Source organism: Leifsonia shinshuensis (assembly GCF_022606355.1).
In the GTDB taxonomy this organism is placed as follows: domain Bacteria; phylum Actinomycetota; class Actinomycetes; order Actinomycetales; family Microbacteriaceae; genus Leifsonia; species Leifsonia shinshuensis_B.
In genome coordinates, this window is record NZ_JAHHZQ010000005.1 from 266175 (window position 1) to 283129 (window position 16955).

The 16955-nt window shown below is 71.5% G+C and carries 14 protein-coding genes; 6 read left to right on the forward strand and 8 right to left on the reverse strand.

Annotated elements, in window-relative coordinates; genetic code table 11:
* The first annotated feature begins 11 nt into the window (after positions 1-11).
* The gene (locus tag KNO15_RS19995; RefSeq protein ID WP_241705575.1) at positions 12-485 is read left to right on the forward strand and encodes a universal stress protein; all 474 of its coding nucleotides are present in this window, start codon (positions 12-14) and stop codon (positions 483-485) included.
* A gap of 28 nt (positions 486-513) precedes the next feature.
* Here the strand turns inward: KNO15_RS19995 and KNO15_RS20000 are convergent, their stop codons facing one another.
* Positions 514-1065, reverse strand: a complete 552-nt coding sequence (locus KNO15_RS20000) for a flavodoxin family protein (RefSeq protein WP_241705576.1) — start codon at positions 1063-1065, stop codon at positions 514-516.
* A gap of 122 nt (positions 1066-1187) precedes the next feature.
* On the opposite strand from KNO15_RS20000, the gene KNO15_RS20005 reads away from it, so the two are divergent.
* A complete protein-coding gene (locus KNO15_RS20005) occupies positions 1188-2096 on the forward strand; it encodes a universal stress protein (protein ID WP_241705577.1) in 909 nt (302 codons plus the stop codon).
* On the forward strand, positions 2093-4729 hold the full coding sequence (mgtA, locus tag KNO15_RS20010; RefSeq protein WP_241705578.1) for a magnesium-translocating P-type ATPase: 2637 nt from the start codon (positions 2093-2095) through the stop codon (positions 4727-4729). Before KNO15_RS20005 ends, mgtA begins: the two co-directional genes overlap by 4 nt.
* Here the strand turns inward: mgtA and KNO15_RS20015 are convergent.
* Positions 4701-6107 (reverse strand): MBL fold metallo-hydrolase RNA specificity domain-containing protein, encoded by a 1407-nt coding sequence (locus KNO15_RS20015; RefSeq protein ID WP_241705579.1) that lies wholly within the window; start codon positions 6105-6107, stop codon positions 4701-4703. The genes mgtA and KNO15_RS20015 overlap by 29 nt on opposite strands.
* A complete protein-coding gene (locus KNO15_RS20020) occupies positions 6104-6529 on the reverse strand; it encodes a hypothetical protein (protein WP_241705580.1) in 426 nt (141 codons plus the stop codon). The genes KNO15_RS20015 and KNO15_RS20020 overlap by 4 nt, the downstream gene beginning before the upstream one ends.
* A gap of 166 nt (positions 6530-6695) precedes the next feature.
* Here KNO15_RS20020 and KNO15_RS20025 point away from each other — a divergent pair, with 166 nt between their 5' ends.
* Positions 6696-7766, forward strand: a complete 1071-nt coding sequence (locus tag KNO15_RS20025; protein ID WP_241705581.1) for an alcohol dehydrogenase catalytic domain-containing protein — start codon at positions 6696-6698, stop codon at positions 7764-7766.
* 78 nt (positions 7767-7844) lie between these two features.
* Here KNO15_RS20025 and KNO15_RS20030 read toward each other — a convergent pair whose 3' ends face one another.
* The 5 genes from KNO15_RS20030 to KNO15_RS20050 form a co-directional block, all read right to left on the reverse strand.
* On the reverse strand, positions 7845-8453 hold the full coding sequence (locus KNO15_RS20030; RefSeq protein ID WP_241705582.1) for a cation transporter: 609 nt from the start codon (positions 8451-8453) through the stop codon (positions 7845-7847).
* On the reverse strand, positions 8450-9547 hold the full coding sequence (locus KNO15_RS20035; RefSeq protein ID WP_241705583.1) for a cation diffusion facilitator family transporter: 1098 nt from the start codon (positions 9545-9547) through the stop codon (positions 8450-8452). Before KNO15_RS20035 ends, KNO15_RS20030 begins: the two co-directional genes overlap by 4 nt.
* Complete coding sequence (locus KNO15_RS20040) at positions 9544-9942, reverse strand: ArsR/SmtB family transcription factor (protein ID WP_241705584.1); 399 nt, start codon at positions 9940-9942, stop codon at positions 9544-9546. The genes KNO15_RS20035 and KNO15_RS20040 overlap by 4 nt, the downstream gene beginning before the upstream one ends.
* Positions 9943-10047: 105 nt before the next feature.
* A complete protein-coding gene (treS, locus tag KNO15_RS20045) occupies positions 10048-12387 on the reverse strand; it encodes a maltose alpha-D-glucosyltransferase (RefSeq protein WP_241705585.1) in 2340 nt (779 codons plus the stop codon).
* Positions 12388-12468: 81 nt separating this feature from the next.
* The gene (locus KNO15_RS20050; protein WP_241705586.1) at positions 12469-13656 is read right to left on the reverse strand and encodes a molybdopterin molybdotransferase MoeA; all 1188 of its coding nucleotides are present in this window, start codon (positions 13654-13656) and stop codon (positions 12469-12471) included.
* Positions 13657-13734: 78 nt separating this feature from the next.
* Here KNO15_RS20050 and fdhD point away from each other — a divergent pair, with 78 nt between their 5' ends.
* Together fdhD and KNO15_RS20060 are read left to right on the forward strand one after the other, a co-directional pair.
* Entirely contained in the window at positions 13735-14649 is a 915-nt protein-coding gene (gene fdhD / locus KNO15_RS20055) for a formate dehydrogenase accessory sulfurtransferase FdhD (RefSeq protein WP_241705587.1), read from the forward strand.
* Positions 14649-16940, forward strand: coding sequence for an FdhF/YdeP family oxidoreductase (locus tag KNO15_RS20060; RefSeq protein WP_241705588.1), 2292 nt, complete (start codon positions 14649-14651; stop codon positions 16938-16940). Before fdhD ends, KNO15_RS20060 begins: the two co-directional genes overlap by 1 nt.
* Positions 16941-16955: the final 15 nt, after the last annotated feature.

Consider the following 16955-nt stretch of genomic DNA (forward strand, 5'->3'; position numbering starts at 1 on the left):
GAGAGCATCCCATGACCGACACCCCTCGTCCGGAGACCCCGCTCGTCGAGACGGAGGATCGCATCCACCCCGGCGGCCGCATCGTCGTCGGTGTCGACGGCTCCGCGGAGTCCCTCTCGGCGCTGCGGCGCGGTGCGCGGATGGCCGAGCGGCTGGGCTGCAGCCTGGTCGGCGTCACCGTCTGGGAGTACCCGCCGTCCTGGCCCGGGTACGTCATGGGCGGCTGGGATCCCGAGCGTGACGCGCACACCATCTCGGAGGACGCCGCACGCGAGGTCTTCGGGGCGAAGCCGCCGAGCTGGTACTCGACGGTCGTCCGCTCCGGCTCCGCGGCCCGGCAGCTCATCGCCGAGGCGGAGGACGCCGAGATGCTGATCGTGGGCAGCCGTGGCCTGGGCGGATTCACCGGCCTCCTGCTCGGTTCCGTCTCACGCTCGGTGGTGGAGCACGCGGACTGCCCTGTGCTGGTCATCCACGGTTCGTGAGCCCCGCCTCACCCCACGGCACGGGAGCTCAGCCGGCACGGGAGCTCAGCGCCCCGGCGATCTCCCGACCCCACGCCCGAGCGTCGTCGAGCTGCCCGGCCACCAGGTCGCTGTTCTTGTCGACCAGGAAGCTGCGCTTGCTCAGCAGCCGGGCGGAGCCGAGTCGCCGCAGGCGCTTGTCGATGGTGGACGCGGCGGAGCCGGTGAAGAGCTCCGTCATGTCGGCTCGTGTGTCGAAGGCGGCGAACAGGGGAGGCGGCGCGCCGCAGGTCTCCAGCCACTCGCGCACGCCGATGCCTTCGGCGTCCGGCTCGAGCGCCAGCGATCGGTCGGGGTCGTCGCTCCAGGTGGCCGCCTCCGTGCGCGTGGAGGGCCGGCTCAGCCCGTGGACGTGCGTGGGGGCGCCGACGAGCAGCAGGTCGACGTCGGGAAAGGCTTCCGGGGCGTCCTTGACGCGGAGGACGGTGACCGTGGCGGCCTCGGTCAGCCCGTCCGCAATGGCCTCGGCCACCCGGCGGGTGTTCCCGAACATGGACTCGTACACGATGGCCGCGCGCGCGGCAGGTGCGGTGTCGTTCATGCACGCCACCCTCCCGTGCCGCGCGTCCCGACGGCAGGGCCGAAGGTCACGCGGGACTTTCGGCACTGCGCCGGAGGCGTCGTGACGGCCAGGGTCGAGGTGAACGAGCGCAGGAGGACACGATGACGGACACGATCATGGTCGCGGTGGATGGCAGGCCCGAGCATCGGGCGGCCCTGAGGTGGGCGACCGAACGCGCCGTGCGAGAGGGAGCACGCCTGGAGCTGGTCTACGTGATCGACCGCTCGTGGGGCGACGCGTCCGACGGTCCGGAGGCCCTGCTCGTCACGGCGGCGGAAACACTGCTGGCGTCGGCGCAGGAGTCCGCTCTCCGATTCGCGGCGCGAGCGCCGGCTCGCGCGCCGGCGCTGAGCGGGCCGCAAACCGAGACGGCGGAGCGGTCCCCGCTGGCCGTCTCGACGCGCCACCTCTACGGCCACGTGGGCGCAGAGCTCACCCGGGCATCGCGCGACGCCGACCTGCTCGTCGTGGGCACGCGCTCCGGCACCGACCGGGAGCACGGGTTCGCCGGAACGCTCCACGTGCGTGTCGCGGCGACCGCGGCCTGCTCGGTCGCCGCCGTGCCGCACGGCTGGGAGCCGTCAGGAGTCGGCGTGGTCGTCGGAGTCGACGGCCAGCCCCAGTCCGACATCGCGGCCGCGTTCGCCGCCGCCGAGGCCGCCGCGCTGGACGAGCCCCTCCGTATCGTCTGCGTCGGCTACTCGGCCAACCCCCTCCTGGCCGGGCTGGTCCCCGAGGTGTCGCTCGGGGATCACCGCCAGCGGATCGTCGACGCCGCGGCCGATGCCGCGCGCGCGTCCCATCCCGCGATCGACGTGCGGGCGGAGGTCGTCGAGGCCTCCCCATCGAGGGGCTTGGTCGCAGCCGCCGAAGGGCACAGAATGCTCGTCGTGGGAACACACAATCGTCGCAGCGCCAAGCGCATCATGCTCGGGTCGGTGAGTCACGACGTGCTGCTGAACGTCCGGGTGCCGGTCGTCGTCGCGCGCGAACACCGCGAGCTCGAGTGAGCCAGGCGGTCGGCACTGCCGTCGTCACCGCGCAGCCGAGCGCTGTGCGGACGGCTGCCTGCCAGGAGGCGTCAGCGGTGCTGGGCGCGCTCGGCTCGTCCGAAGCCGGCCTCACGGACGCCGAGGCGTCGGCGCGGCTGGCCCGGTACGGGCCCAACGCCGTGCGGGGCCATCGGGCGCGACCGTGGCGGGTGCTCGGGCGCCAGGTGCGCAGCCCCATCCTGATCCTGCTGTTCGCGACCGCGATCATCTCGGCGTTCGTCGGTCAGGCGACGGAGGCCGTCATCATCGGCGTGATCCTCGTGGTCAGTGTCGGCCTGGGCTTCGTGAACGAGTTCCGGGCCGAGCAGGCGGCCGACGCCCTCCACGACCGCCTCAGGCACACCGTCGTGGTCGTCCGCGGCGGCGTGCGGCGGAGCGTCGACGTGACAGAGCTCGTCCCCGGCGACCTGGTGGTGCTCACCGTCGGGACGGTGGTGCCGGCCGACCTGCGGCTGGTGGAGGTCACCGGGCTGGAGTGCGACGAGAGCATCGTCACGGGCGAGGCGCGCGCCGCCGCGAAGTCCCTCTCGCCGGTGGCCGAAGGTGCGGGAGTCGGTGATCTCGGCTCCTGCGCTCTGATGGGCACCGTCGTGCACGCCGGCGGCGGCAGCGGGGTCGTGGTCGCGACCGGGGGCGAGACCGAGTTCGGGCGGATCGCCGTCGGCCTCGGCGCCCAGGAGCCGCAGACCGAGTTCCAGCGCGGTCTGGGCCAGTTCTCGACCTTCCTGCTGCTCGTCGCCCTCATCCTGACGACGCTGATCTTCATGGCGGCCCTGCTGCTCGGGCGGCCGCTGATCGAGTCGCTGCTGTTCTCGCTCGCCATCGCGGTGGGCATCACTCCGCAGCTGTTGCCCGCCGTCGTCAGCACCAGCCTCGCCGCCGGCTCGCGGGCGCTGGCCCGGCGGAGGGTACTGGTGAAGCGGATGGTGTGCATCGAGGACCTCGGCGACCTCGACCTCCTGGTCACGGACAAGACCGGGACCCTCACCACCGGGCGCATCGTGTTCGACCGTCCGGTCCCGCTCGACGGCGTCGCCGCCGACGAGGTGCTGCTGCTGGGCCTCCTGGCCACCGACGCCGACCCGGCGGCGCCGCAGACGGTTGGGCTGAACGCGCTCGACGCCGCGCTCTGGCAGAGCGACGCTGCCGCGACCGCGCCGGTCTCGGCGTACCGCCGCCTCGACGCCGTGCCGTTCGACCACGAACGGCGGATGGCGGGAGCGCTCGTCGCCGCCACCGGTTCCGCCCCCATCGTCGTGGTGAAGGGTGCGCCGGAGTCGGTGCTGCCGCTCTGCTCTGAGGCGGATGCGTCGGCGAGGTCCGTGCTGGCGGGGCTGTACGAGGCGGGATCGCGCGTCATCGCGATCGCCACACGCGCCGCGGACGAGCTGACGGTGCTCACCCCCGCCGACGAGACCGGCCTGACGCTGCGCGGCTACCTCGCGTTCGTCGACGGTGTGAAACCGGACGCTCGTGCCTCGCTGCAGCGCCTCGCCGACCTGGGGGTCGAGGTCAAGATCGCCACCGGCGACGGCGCCGTCGTCGCCGAGCGCGTCTGCCGCGAGCTGGGGATGGCGACCCGCGGCACGCTGACCGGCGACCGCATCGACGCCCTCGACGATGCGGGGCTCGCGGAGGCCGCGCGCGCGGCGACGGTCTTCGCGCGCGTCTCGCCCGAGCAGAAGGCGCGCATCATCCTGGCCCTCCGTCAGAAGGGTCGAGCCGTGGGCTTCCTCGGCGACGGCGTCAACGACGCACTGGCCCTGCACCGCGCGGACATCGGCATCTCGGTCGACTCGGCGGTCGATGTCGCCAAAGACGCGGCCGACGTCCTCCTGCTCGACAAGGATCTCGACGTGCTCGCCGACGGCGTGACCGAGGGCCGCCGGATCTTCGCGAACACGATCAAGTACGTGCTGATGGGCACGTCGAGCAACTTCGGCAACATGTTCAGCGCGTCGATCGCGTCGGTGATCCTGCCGTTCCTGCCGATGCTCCCCGGCCAGATCCTGCTCAACAACCTGCTCTACGACTCCAGCCAGCTCGCCATCCCCACCGACCACGTGGACGCGGAGCAGCTGAAGGTGCCGTCGCACTGGGACATCGGCGCGATCCGCCGCTTCATGCTGCTGTTCGGCCCGATCAGCTCGCTCTTCGACTTCGCGACCTTCGGTCTGATGCTGTTCGCGTTCCACGCCGCGCCGGCGGAGTTCCGGTCGGGCTGGTTCATCGAGTCGATCGCCACGCAGACGCTGATCGTGTTCGCCATCCGCACCAGGAAGGTGCCGTTCCTGCGCAGCCGCGCCTCGCTGCCGCTGACGGTGTCGGTGCTGGCCGTGGTGGCCGTCGGCGTGTGGCTGCCGTACTCGCCGGTCTCCGGTCTGCTGGGCTTCACACCACTGCCCGTCCTGTTCTTCCTGGCGCTGGTCGCCATGGTGCTGCTCTACCTGGTGCTCGTGGAGATCGCGAAGGTCTGGTACTACGCGCGGCTGGCCGCGCCCCGCGCCCCCGCGGCGCGGTCGAGGGCGTACCCGCACCGGGTGGCGCGCCGGGCCGCCCGGTTCACGACGCGTTCGCCGCGGGCGGGCTGACCGTCGCCGTCGCCGTCGCCGTCGCCGGGACGGTCTCCCCGAACTCCGCCACCCTGGCTTCCCAGCCGAGGGTCCGGAGGATGCGGACACGGAGCGCGTCCGCCGCGTGCGGCTCCCCGTGCGTCAGGTACACGGCGCGCGGCGCTCTCGGCGCGGTGCTCAACCAGTCCACGAGCTGTCCGGCATCCGCGTGGGCGGAGAGCATGTCGAGCGTGTGGACCTGGGCGCGGATAGGCACGTCGCGCCCGTAGATCCGGAGGCTGCGCTCGCCGCGGCGCAGAGCGTCGCCGCGCGTGCCGCCGGCCTGGAAACCCGTCAGCACGATGGCGTTGTGCGGGTCGCCGCCGTACGCGGCGATGTGGTGCAGCACCCGGCCTCCTTCGATCATTCCGCTGGCGGAGATGATGATCGCCGGTCCGCCACGCAGGTTGAGGAGCTTCGACTCGTCGACGCTGCGCACCAGGGTGGCCATCCGATACATGGCTTCGAACTCGGCTGGCCGGATCCGGTGTTCCTCGGGGTGGCGTGCGTAGATCTCGGCCGCGTTCACCGCCATCGGGCTGTTCAGGAAGACCGGCACGTCCGGGATGGCATGCTGCGCGCGCAGCCTGCTGAGGTGCAGGAGCAGCGTCTCCGCGCGACCGACCGCGAACGCGGGCAGGATGACCACCCCGCCGTGACCGCAGACGTCGTTGACGATTCCCGCGAGCAGCGGGCCGGCATCCGTGCCCGGGTGCACGCGGTCGCCGTACGTCGACTCGCAGACGAGCACGTCCGTCTCCTGAAGCGACCGGGGCGGCTTCATGAGCGGATCGTCCACCCGCCCCAGGTCGCCCGTGAAGTGGAGCCTCGCGCCGTCGGCGACCAGACGCACCTGTGCGGCGCCGAGGATGTGCCCTGCCGGCACGAACCGTGTGGTCAGGCCGGCGACCTCCACGTCCTCGTCGAAGGAGTGCGGCTCGAAGCGTTCCAGGGCCCTCGACGCGTCCTTCTCGGTGTAGAGGGGGAGCGGCGGCGTGTGCTTGGAGGTGTGGTGCCGGTCGGCGAACCGTGCCTGCTCCTCGAGGAGCCGGCCGCTGTCCGGGAGGATCAGCCGGCTGAGTTCCGTTGTGCCGTGCGTCGCATGGATGGAGCCGCGGAAGCCGTCGCGCACGAGTGCGGGCAGGTAGCCGGTGTGGTCGAGATGGGCGTGCGTGATCACGACGGCGTCGATGCTCGACGGCTCGACGGGGAACGGCCTCCAGTTGCGTTCGCGCAGGACCTTGTAGCCCTGGAACAGCCCGCAGTCGACGAGGATGCGGCGTCCTCGCGATTCGACGAGGTACCGCGAACCGGTGACGGTATCCGTCGCGCCCAGGAAGCGCAGCGACGCGGTCACGGTGCCGCCACCCGATCGCGCCGAACGACGCCCAGCCCGAGCAGCACCAGGCCCAGCTCGGCGAGTCCGGCGGCGAAGTAGATCGCCTGCAGTGCGCTGAACGGGATGAACATCATCTGCACGAAGATCCAGATGAGGAGGCCGAATCCGGCGACGGCCGCCGTGAAGGGGCCCGCGGGCGATCCTCGTCCGGCGAGCACCGCGGCGAGCACGTGGGTGCCGCCGACGATCACGGCCAGGACGAGCCCCGGGACGATGTACGACGGGAACGGGCTCCCGCCCAGGTAGGAGCTGTCGGGGACGGCGCCACCGGCCGTCGACGAAGTCGCGGCCCCGATGACCAAGGCCACGCCGCCCGCGATGGCCGTGATGCCCACCATCGAGGTCAGCACCGTGAGGGTGATGCGGATCCAGCGTTTCATGTCATCTCCCGTCCTCTGCCCCGAGCCTGTCACGCACCGCGGAAGAGGGCAGGGCCGAAAGGCCCGCCCGCAGCTGCCGGCCCTGAGGGACCTTCGGCCCATCCCGACCGCTCGCACGCCGACGAGACTGGCGCAGACCCGACCGACCCAGGAATGAGGAGCCGCCATGCGCGCAGCCGTCGTGACCCAGTTCAACCAGCCGCTCACCGTCGAGGAGCGCCCCATCCCCTCGCCGGGTCCGGGGCAGGTGCTCGTCCGGCTGGAGGCGTGCGGTCTGTGCCACACCGACATCCACGCCATCGACGGCGACTGGCCCGTCAAGCCGGCGCTCCCGTTCGTGCCCGGCCACGAGGGCGTCGGGATCGTCGAGCGCCTCGGGGACGGCGTGACCTCGCGCACGCTCGGCCAGCGTGTGGCCATGCCCTGGCTCGGTCACGCCTGCGGCGAGTGCCGCTACTGCATCGACGGGCGCGAGAACCTCTGCGAGCAGCAGTACAACACCGGGTACGCAGTCGACGGCGGGTACGCCGAGTACGCGCTCGCGGACGCCCGGTTCGCTGTGCCGGTGCCCGACGACGTGTCCCCCCTCGACGCCGCGCCTCTGACCTGCGCCGGCGTGACGACCTACGCGGCGGTCAAGGCAGCGCACGTCGTCCCGGGCGAACGGGTCGCGGTGTTCGGGATCGGCGGCCTCGGCCACCTGGCCGTGCAGTACGCGCGCCTCGTGGGCGCCCGCGTCGTCGCGGTCGACATCGACGAGGCCAAGCTCGACCTCGCCGTCGAGCTCGGAGCGGACCACGCGATCGACGCACGCGAGGTCGACCCGGCCGCGGCGATCCACCACCTCGGCGGAGCAGACGTCGCCATCGTGCTGGCGGTGGCGCCCCAGGTCTTCGACCAGGCGTTCCGTTCGCTGAACCGCGGCGGCCGGCTCGTGCTGGTCTCCCTCCCCGCCGACGGCACGCTCACCGTCCCGGTCTTCGACACCGTGCTCAAGGGGATCTCGATCATCGGTTCGATCGTCGGCACCCGTCAAGACCTCGCCGAGGTGTTCGCGCTGCACGCCGCCGGACGTACCCGCGTGGTCGCCGCGCGCCGCGATCTCCGCGACGTCAACGAGGCGGTGGCGAGCGTGCTCGCCGGCGAGGTGCCTGCGCGCCTGGTGTTCGTCTACGACTCGGGGCTGCCGGTCGAGCTGGAGGAGCGCGACGCCACCGGGAGGCCGGACCTCGGGTGACGGTTCGTCCGGCGGCCGTGCCGTCGCCGGTGCCGATGGGCGCCCGGAACCCCCGACGGCTGAGCCAGGGCGGAACGTCTAGTCGTGGTCGCCGCGGAAGATCTGCACAGCCTCCCGCGCCGCGTAGGCCACGATGACGAGCCCGGCGACCGGGTCCGCCCACCACCAGCCCAGCAGCGCGTCGAGGGCGATACCGGCCAGGACAGCGGTGGCGAGGATGCCGTCGACCAACGTCACCCGGCCTTCCGTGAGGAGAACCGGGTTGCCGAGTCGCCGACCGGTGCGGGACTTGCCATACGCGAGGGCGAACATGGCGACGGCGGTCGCGCCCGTCCAGGCGGCCCCGCCGGGGGTCGGCGTCGCGCGGTGGCCCATGAGCAGCGCGAGACCGGCCTGCACGAGCAGGTACAGGGCGAGGAGGACGAACGCGACGCCGATGAGCCGGAGGGCGACGCGCTGACGCTGCTCACCCGTGCCGGTCAGCTCCCAGATGACGACCGTGCTGGCGCCGATCTCGATCAGGCTGTCGAGCCCGAAGCCGAGCAGGGCGACCGAGGCGCTCGTGTAGGCGAGCACGGCCAGGACGACCACGCCGACGACGTTCCAGCCGAGAGTGATCGCCTCCAGACCGATGCCGAAGCGGATCAGGCGGCGCCGCGCCGGGTCGTTCACCGCCGCCGCGGTCATCGCGGCGTGCCGGCGGTCGCCGGCACGAGTTCCAGCTGCAGGTCGTCGAGGTTGCGGAGGTGCGCGCTCGCGTGCACGCGAGCGGCTTCGGTGATGCGTTGCGCGTCGTCGAGGGAGGCCGCGGCGACCGTCAGCCGCGCGCTGCCGTGCAGCCGGTGGCCGACCCAGCGGAGCTGGACCCGTGGCACCGCGGTGACCCCCGGCGTCTCCTGCAGAGCGTGCTCGAGCCGTTCGACGAGCTCGGGCTCGATGCCGTCGAGGAGGCGCCGCCCGATACTGCGGACCGTTCCCCAGAGCAGCACGATGATCGCCGCCGAGATCAGGACGCCGACGATCGGGTCGGCGAGGGGGAAGCCGAGCATGACGCCGATCGCGCCGATGACGACCGCCAGCGACGTGAAGCCGTCGATGCGCGCGTGGACGCCGTCGGCGACCAGTGCGGCCGAGCCGATGCGCCGACCCACGCGGATGCGGTAGATCGCGACCGCCTCGTTGCCGGCGAAGCCGATGAGCCCGGCGACGACCACCCAGCCCAGATTCGCCAGCGGGTGCGGGTGGAAGAACCTGTCGATCGACTGCCACGCGGCGACGACGGCCGAGAGCGCGACGACGGCGATGATGAAGAGCCCTGCGAGGTCCTCCGCCCGTCCCAGACCGTAGGTGTACCGGCGGGAGGCCGCGCGCCGGCCGAGCACGAACGCCACCCACAACGGCACGGCGGTCAGGGCGTCGGAGAAGTTGTGGACGGTGTCGGCCAGCAGCGCGACGGACCCGCTGAAGGCGACGATGACGGCCTGCAGGAGGGTGGTGCCGAGGAGGACGAACAGGCTGATCTTCAGAGCACGGACACCCTCGGTGCTCGCCTCGAGGGCGTCGTCGATGGAGTCGGCGGCGTCGTGCGAGTGCGGCACGAAGAGCCCGTAGAGGAAACCCCTGAACCCGGTGGGGTGGTGGTGGTCGTGGTCGTGGGTGTGGTCGTGGGTCTGACCGTGGTCGTGGTCGTGGTCGTGGTCGTGGTGGTGGTCGTGGTCGTGGTCGTGGCCGTGGTCGTGCGGCCGCTCGACCTCACCGCGGGAGTGCGTCTCGCTGCTCACGCGGACGCCTCCACGTCTCCGACGGCTTCCGCCCCGCTCGCCGCCGCCCCGTGGTGGTGCCGTGGCGTGCCGCCGAGCGAGTGCTCGGCCTGGAAGATCGCGTCGCTCACCAGCCGGCTCGCGTGCTCGTTCTCCAGCCGGTAGAACACGCGCTGGCCGTCCTGGCGCGTCGCCACGATGCGTGCGAGCCGCAGCTTCGCGAGGTGCTGCGAGACCGCCGCCGGCTGCTTGTCGAGGATATCGGCGAGGTGGTTCACCGAGAGCTCACCGGCATCCCTCAGCGCCAGGATGATCCGCACGCGGGTGGCGTCGGCCAGCATCCCGAACACCTCCACCGCCAGTTCGACGTACTGGCTGTCGGGCAAGCGTCCGCATATCGGCTTATCTGCATCCATACGCAGATTAAAGCACACCCCGCGCACCACCGTGACGGATCGCGACATTCGTGACGAATCACGACATTCGTGGCACGAATCGATGGATTCGTCACGAATGTTCGGTCAGGCCTCCAGCGGCGCCGGGCGCCGCAGCACGAGGAACCGCACGCCGTACGGCCCGATGCTCAACGGGAAGCTGCTCAGGTTGTCCACCGTCGCGATCTCGGTGTCGTCGCCCGCGTCGACGACGGCAGCGCCCAGCGGCAGGGCGTCGGAGCGCACCGTGCCGTCCACCGCGTCGGTGCTCAGATTGAGCACCGTCAGCTGCACGATCGGCAGGCCCAGCTCGTCGAGCGCCTCCAGCTCGTGCACCAGCACCAGCATCCCGGGATGCGCGACGTCGGGAACGTCGACCTGGCGCGCGGAGGCGATGCCGTACTTCGAGCGGATGCGCAGCAGGTCGCGCAGGCCGCTGGCGAACGAGTCGCGGCGGGTGAGCTGATCGGGCAGCGCGCCGTAGAGCGAACGCGCCCGCGGCATCCCCGACGCCGAGCGCTCCTGGTCGGGTGCGACGCCCAGCAGGTCGTGCGCGCCGCGCTCGATCCAGCGGGTGTCGCCGTCTGCGATCAGGTCGGCGACGTCGGCGCGGGGGAGGGTCAGCGCCCCGAGCAGGTCCCACCCGGACAGCGCGAACACGCCGGGCTGCCACGCGTTGAACGCGGCGAGCAGCAGGTGCGCGTCGCGGATCGCCGGCACATCCGCCTCGGTGATCGAGTCGAGCGTGGCGTGGCCCTGTGTCGCCGCGATGAGGGAGGCCGTGGTGCAGGCGATCCCGTTGGTGGTGAACACGAGGTTGTAGTCGGCGGAAGGCCCTGTGAGCTTCTCGACCAGCTCCGACCGGATCAGCTCGGCCAGCTCGCCGCCGGTCAGCTCCTGGTACCGGAACGGGTACAGGTCGTTCTTGTGCAGCGTCGCCCAGTGCACCAGTTCGTAGGTCAGCTCGTCGTGGTTCTGCAGGCCGTGGACCAGGCTCACCGGCTCGACCCCGAGCTCCAGCGAGGTGCGCAGGGTGAGGCGCAGGAACTCGGTGTCGCCGGTCGCGAGCGCGTGATGGTACGCCGGGCGGTTGATGAAGTCGTACGACAGGTCGGCGCCGACGGCGCCGGTGTCGCGGATGTCCTCGACGGTCAGGTTGAGCTCCTGGAACGTGAAGCCGCCGACCTTGCGCACCATGCCCGCGATCACGTGGTTGGCGGCGTGCGAGAGCGGGTGTCCCTCCGACCAGGCGGGCAGACCCTCCGCGCTCTTCTCGACCCCGAGGAAGCCGTTGGCGTCGAGCCGCAGCGCGCTCGTGCCGAGGTCGCCGAGCGAGTGGAGGGCGTCGCCGATCACCAGCCGCATGCCCGAGAAGGTGGGGTCGAGCCAGTTGACGGAGGGCTGTCCCTCCTTGAAGTAGTGCAGGTAGACCCAGCGCCGCGTCACCCCGTCGACGCCGACCACGGGCGCGGTGACGCTCCAGTTGGTCTCCTTGACCCCTGGCGCGTAGAAGATGACGCGCTGCAGCTCGCCGATGATGTATCCGCGCTCGGCGAGCGACGCCTCCGTCGCCGCGTCGAGGTTGACCGAGTCGCGGTGCTCGGGCACCTCCGGCAGCAGGTGCCACTCCTCCGGCGGGATCTCGACCATGTGGTAGATGCCCGGATAGTCCTTGTACGCCATCTCGGCGAGCCGGAAGTCTGCGCCTTTGCCGGTGTGACCCGGCACGATGTCGTCGATGACGACGCCTCCGTGCTCCTCGGCGACGTCCGTCATGCGCTGGAAGGTCTCCTCGTCGCCGAAGATCGGATCGATCTGGGTGCCGATGCGGTCGAAGTGCCCGTCGACGCTCGGGGTCTCCTGCCAGCCGCGGATTCCGCCTGCGCGCTTCACCGGGCCGGTGTGCACGCCGTTGATGCCGATGCGCTGGAACGCGGCCCAGAGCTCCGGGTCGGCGAGGGCGGCGAGGAAGCTCTGATCCCTCCGGGTGATCAGCGAGATCGGGTAGGCCGTGAACCAGACGTCGGAGGTCGCGACCGCCCGCCGGGCGTCCGGTCGGGCGTACGGGTTGCGCCACATGCTCGGCGACCCGGAGAGCTGCCGGCTGAGCACATCGGCGTCTTTGAGCATCGACTGGCGCACCAGCCACTGCACATAGGCCGGGTTGAGCCCGTTCGCCGCGCGGGGGTCGGACACCGTGCGGCGGATGCTGCCACCCCGCAGGTTGGCACGCGGCCGCAGTCGGCGCGGGCGGGCAGGGTACAGCTGCTCGTCGTAGGTGATCTCCGTGGCTTCCGACTCGCCGGCTTCGTGCGCGCCGCCCTCGGTCGCGCCGGCCCCGGTCGAGCCGGCCTCCGCTTCGACGGCCTCCGCCGCGCCGGTCGCCGCCCTTTCGGCCTGCGTCTCGGCCTCTACCGACTCGTCCATCTGTTCTCCTCCCGGCACGCCTGCCACGCTATCCCAGCTCCCGGGCCCTCGAACCCCCCGCTGCGTGAACCGGTGGAGAACTCAGTTCTCCACCGCAGACACGGGGAGGACGAGCCACGGCACGGGCAGGCTCTCGGCATCCTCGCCCTCACGGAGGCCCTCGGGCGGGACGACCAGGATCCCGGTCGCTCCGGCGAGGCCGCGCAGCATGGCGGCGCCGCGCCAGGCCGCGACGACGGCCCGGCCGTGGACGTCCGAGTACGGCACCAGCACGGTCGAGCCGGCCCGGCCCTCCGCAGCGGGGCCGCGCACGACCCGAGGCGCAACCGGCTCGCGCCCTGCCAGCTGCGCCAGCAGCGGCTCCACGAGCGTGATCGCGGAGATCATCGCGGCGAGCGGGTTGCCGGGGAGGGCGACGACGAGCCGTCCGTCCGGCAGCTCCGCGATGCGGGTCGGGCCTCCCGGGCGCATCGCCACCCCGTCGACGAGGAGCCGCGCCCCCAGCTCGAGCAGTGCGGCGCGCACGTGGTCGGCGGACGACCCGCCGGTGCCTCCCGTCGTGACGATCACCTCCGCCCGCGCGTCCCGGAGGGCGGCGACGGTGTCGTCGTGGTGGTCGGGGATGCGGGCCGCTCCGACGACCCGTCCGCCGAGCATCCCGATCAGCGCGGGGAACTGGACGCCGAAGCTGTCCCGCACGCGCCCGGCCGCCGGCAGCCCCGACTCGATCACCTCGTCGCCGGTGAACACGAGCGCTACCGTCGGGACCGCCTGAACCGCGAGCTCGTCGGCGCCGGTCGCGGCGGCCAGCGCGACGTGTGCCGGGTTGAGGCGGGTCCCGGAAGCGATCAGCAGCTCGCCGCGCTCGGCTTCGGTCGCGGGCAACCGGATGTGGTGGCCGGGCCGCGGCTCGTCGGCGACCGTCGACCGCAGCACGCCGCCCTCCACGGCCCCGCTCTCGCTGCGGAGCACGGCGAGGTGTGCTCCGTCCGTCGGGGCGGGCACGTGCGCCCCGGTGACGATCGTCCGCGCCTGCCCGGGGGCCGGCGCCTCGACCGCCACGAGCTCCCACGGGCCGTCCCCGACGACGAGCCAGCCGTCCATGGCCGCCGAAGCGAAGTGCGGGAGGTCGATCGGTGTCACGAGGTCGTCGGCGAGTCGTCGCCCGACGGCGCGATCGAGGGGGACGTACTCCGGGGCAAGCGCGGCCGACGCTCCCGCGGCTGCGGCGATATCGCGCGCGTGGAGCCAGCTCGGGCGAGCCGTCACCGTGTCATGTCCATCCCTGATGCTCTTCCCCACATCATTCGAGTATGGGGCCGGGGCCGCCCGTGGTAAGCCTGGAACATGAGTCGAACGACATCGCGAAAACAGATCACGCGCATCGTCGTCGGTGAATCGCTCAGCCGGCGCGAGGACGTGCTCGCCGTCGAGGAGCCGCTCGAGATCCGGGTCGCCGGCGCACCGCTGTCGATCACCATGCGCACCCCGGGAAGCGACTTCGAGCTGGCGGCCGGTTTCCTGGTCTCCGAGGGCGTTATCGCGCACGCCGACCAGCTGAACGCCATCCGCTACTGCGCGGGAGGCGCCGTCGACGGCGAGAACACGTACAACGTCCTCGACGTCACGCTGGCGCCGGGCGTGCCGCGCCCGGAGGTGAGCCTCGACCGCAACTTCTACATGACCAGCTCGTGCGGGCTGTGCGGCAAGGCCAGCATCGACGCGGTGCGCACCCGCTCCGCCCATCCGGTCGACGGCGACGACGTCCGGGTGAGCGACGCGTTCCTGACCACCCTGCCCGACCGGTTGCGCGAGGGGCAGGCGATGTTCGAGAGGACCGGCGGCCTCCACGCCGCCGCGCTGTTCGATGCGTCGACCGGCGCGCTGCTCGCCCTCCGCGAGGACGTCGGCCGGCACAACGCGGTCGACAAAGTGGTGGGCTGGGCGCTCAAGGAGGGCCGCCTGCCGCTCCGCGGAACCGTGCTGATGGTGTCCGGCCGGGCCTCCTTCGAGCTCGTGCAGAAGGCGTCGATGGCCGGCATCCCTGTGCTCGCGGCCGTGTCGGCGCCGTCGTCGCTCGCGGTCGACCTCGGCAGGGAGCTCGGCCTCACGGTCGTCGGCTTCCTGCGCGGGTCGTCGATGGTCGTCTACTCCGGGGCCGAGCGCATCGTGCCGACCCCCGTCGCGCAACCGCAGGAGCATGAACCGCAGGCGCACGAGCCGCACGCCCACGAGCCGCAGAGTCAGGAGTCCCTCGTCTGATGCACGAAACCGATGTGAACCCCGGCACCGACTACCCGGACCTCGAGGTCGGCCACAAGAAGGACTGGGCTGTTGGCGTGCCGGGGATCCTGCACTCGATGGGTCCTGCCATCCGCGAGATGGGCCCGGTGCGCACCGCCGAGCTGATGACCGCCATCAACCAGAAGAACGGCTTCGACTGCATGAGCTGCGCGTGGCCCGATCCGGGCGACCGCAACATCCTCGAGTTCTGTGAGAACGGCGCCAAGGCGGTCACCTGGGAGGCGACCCCGATCACCGTGCCGACGAGCTTCTGGGCCGAGAACTCGCTGACCAGCCTGCTGGACAAGTCGGAGTACTGGCTCGGGATGCAGGGCAGGCTCGTCGAGCCCGTCCACAAGCCACGGGGCGCAGACCACTACGAGCCGATCAGCTGGGAGGCCGCGTTCGCGCTCATCGCCGAGCGCTTGAACGCCCTGGACTCGCCCGACCGCGCCGCCTTCTACACCAGCGGCCGTACGGCCAACGAGACGGCCTTCGCGTACCAGCTCTTCGTGCGCGCGTTCGGCACCAACAACCTCCCGGACTGCTCGAACATGTGCCACGAATCGACGGGCACCGCGCTGAGCGAGACCATCGGCATCGGCAAGTCGACGATCGCCTACGACGACTTCGGCAAGGCCGAGCTGATCATCGTGATGGGCCAGAACCCGGGCACCAACCACCCGCGCATGCTCACCGCGCTGGAGGAGGCCAAACGCAACGGCGCGACCATCGTCGCGGTGAACCCGCTGCCGGAAGCGGGGCTCATCCGCTACAAGAACCCCCAGCGGCCGCGCGGCATCATCGGCAAGGGAACGCAGATCGCCGACCACTTCCTGCAGATCCGCTCGGGTGGCGACATGGCGCTGCTCCAGGCCGTGTCCAAGCGCGTGCTGGCGGCCGAGGACGCCGCCCCCGGAACGGTGCTCGATCACGATTTCCTCGCCGAGCACACCCTCGGGCTGGAGGAGTTCCGCGCGCACATCGCGACCCTCGACGACGCCACCGTGCTGGAGGCCACCGGCCTCAGCCTGGCCGACATCGACCTGCTCGCCGACCTGTACGTACGCTCCGACCGCACGATCATCACGTGGGCGATGGGGCTCACGCAGCAGAAGAACGCCGTCGCCACCCTCAAAGAGCTGATCACCCTCCTGCTGCTGCGCGGCAACATCGGCAAGCCGGGTGCAGGCGCCTCGCCGATCCGCGGTCACAGCAATGTGCAGGGCGACCGGACCATGGGCATCTGGGAGCAGATGCCCGAGAAGTTCCTCGACGCGCTGCAGCAGGAGTTCGGGTTCGATCCGCCGCGCGCGCACGGCTTCGACGCCCTCCAGACCATCGAGGGCCTCCAGCGCGGCGCGATCGACGTCTTCTTCGCGATGGGCGGCAACTTCGTCGGCGCGATCTCCGACACCGCGGCGGCGGAGGCCGCGATGCGCGGCGCAGGGCTCACCGTTCAGGTGTCGACCAAGCTGAACCGCTCGCACGTGGTGACGGGCGACGAGGCGCTCATCCTGCCGACCCTCGGCCGCACCGAGGTCGATCTCCAGAAGGGCGGCCCGCAGTTCCTGTCGGTGGAGGACAGTGTGTGCGCGGTGCACGCCACGCACGGCAAGGTGCCCCCGGTCGCGCCCGGCCTGCTGTCGGAGGTCGCCATCGTGTGCCGGCTGGCGGAGGCGACCCTCGATCCGGAGCTCGGCATCGACTGGGCGGGCTTCGAGGCGGAGTACGACGTCATCCGCGAGCACATCAGCCACGTCGTCCCGGGCTTCGAGCGCTTCAACGACGACGTGCGCCGCAGGGGCGGCTTCGTGCTCCCGAACGGCCCGCGCGACGAGCGCCGCTTCGACACGGCGACGGGCAAGGCGATGATCACCGTGAACGAGCTCGAGCACCTGGAGCGCCCGGAAGGCAGGCTCATCCTGCAGACGCTGCGCTCGCACGACCAGTTCAACACGACGATCTACAGCCTCAACGACCGCTACCGCGGCATCAAGAACGGCCGCGACGTGGTCTTCGTCAACCCGTTCGACCTCGCCGAGCTGGGCCTGACCGACGGCCAGCGTGTCGACATCCACAGCGAGTGGCGCGACGAGCCCGACCGGGTGCTGGAGAACTACCGCGTCGTCTCGTATCCGACCGCTCGCGGCTGTGCCGCGGCTTACTATCCGGAGGCGAACGTTCTCGTGCCCCTGCAGAGTGCGGCGATCGGAAGCAACACCCCCGTGTCGAAGGCGGTGATCGTGCGGCTGGTGCCGCGCGAGTAGGCCGCCGTCGCACAT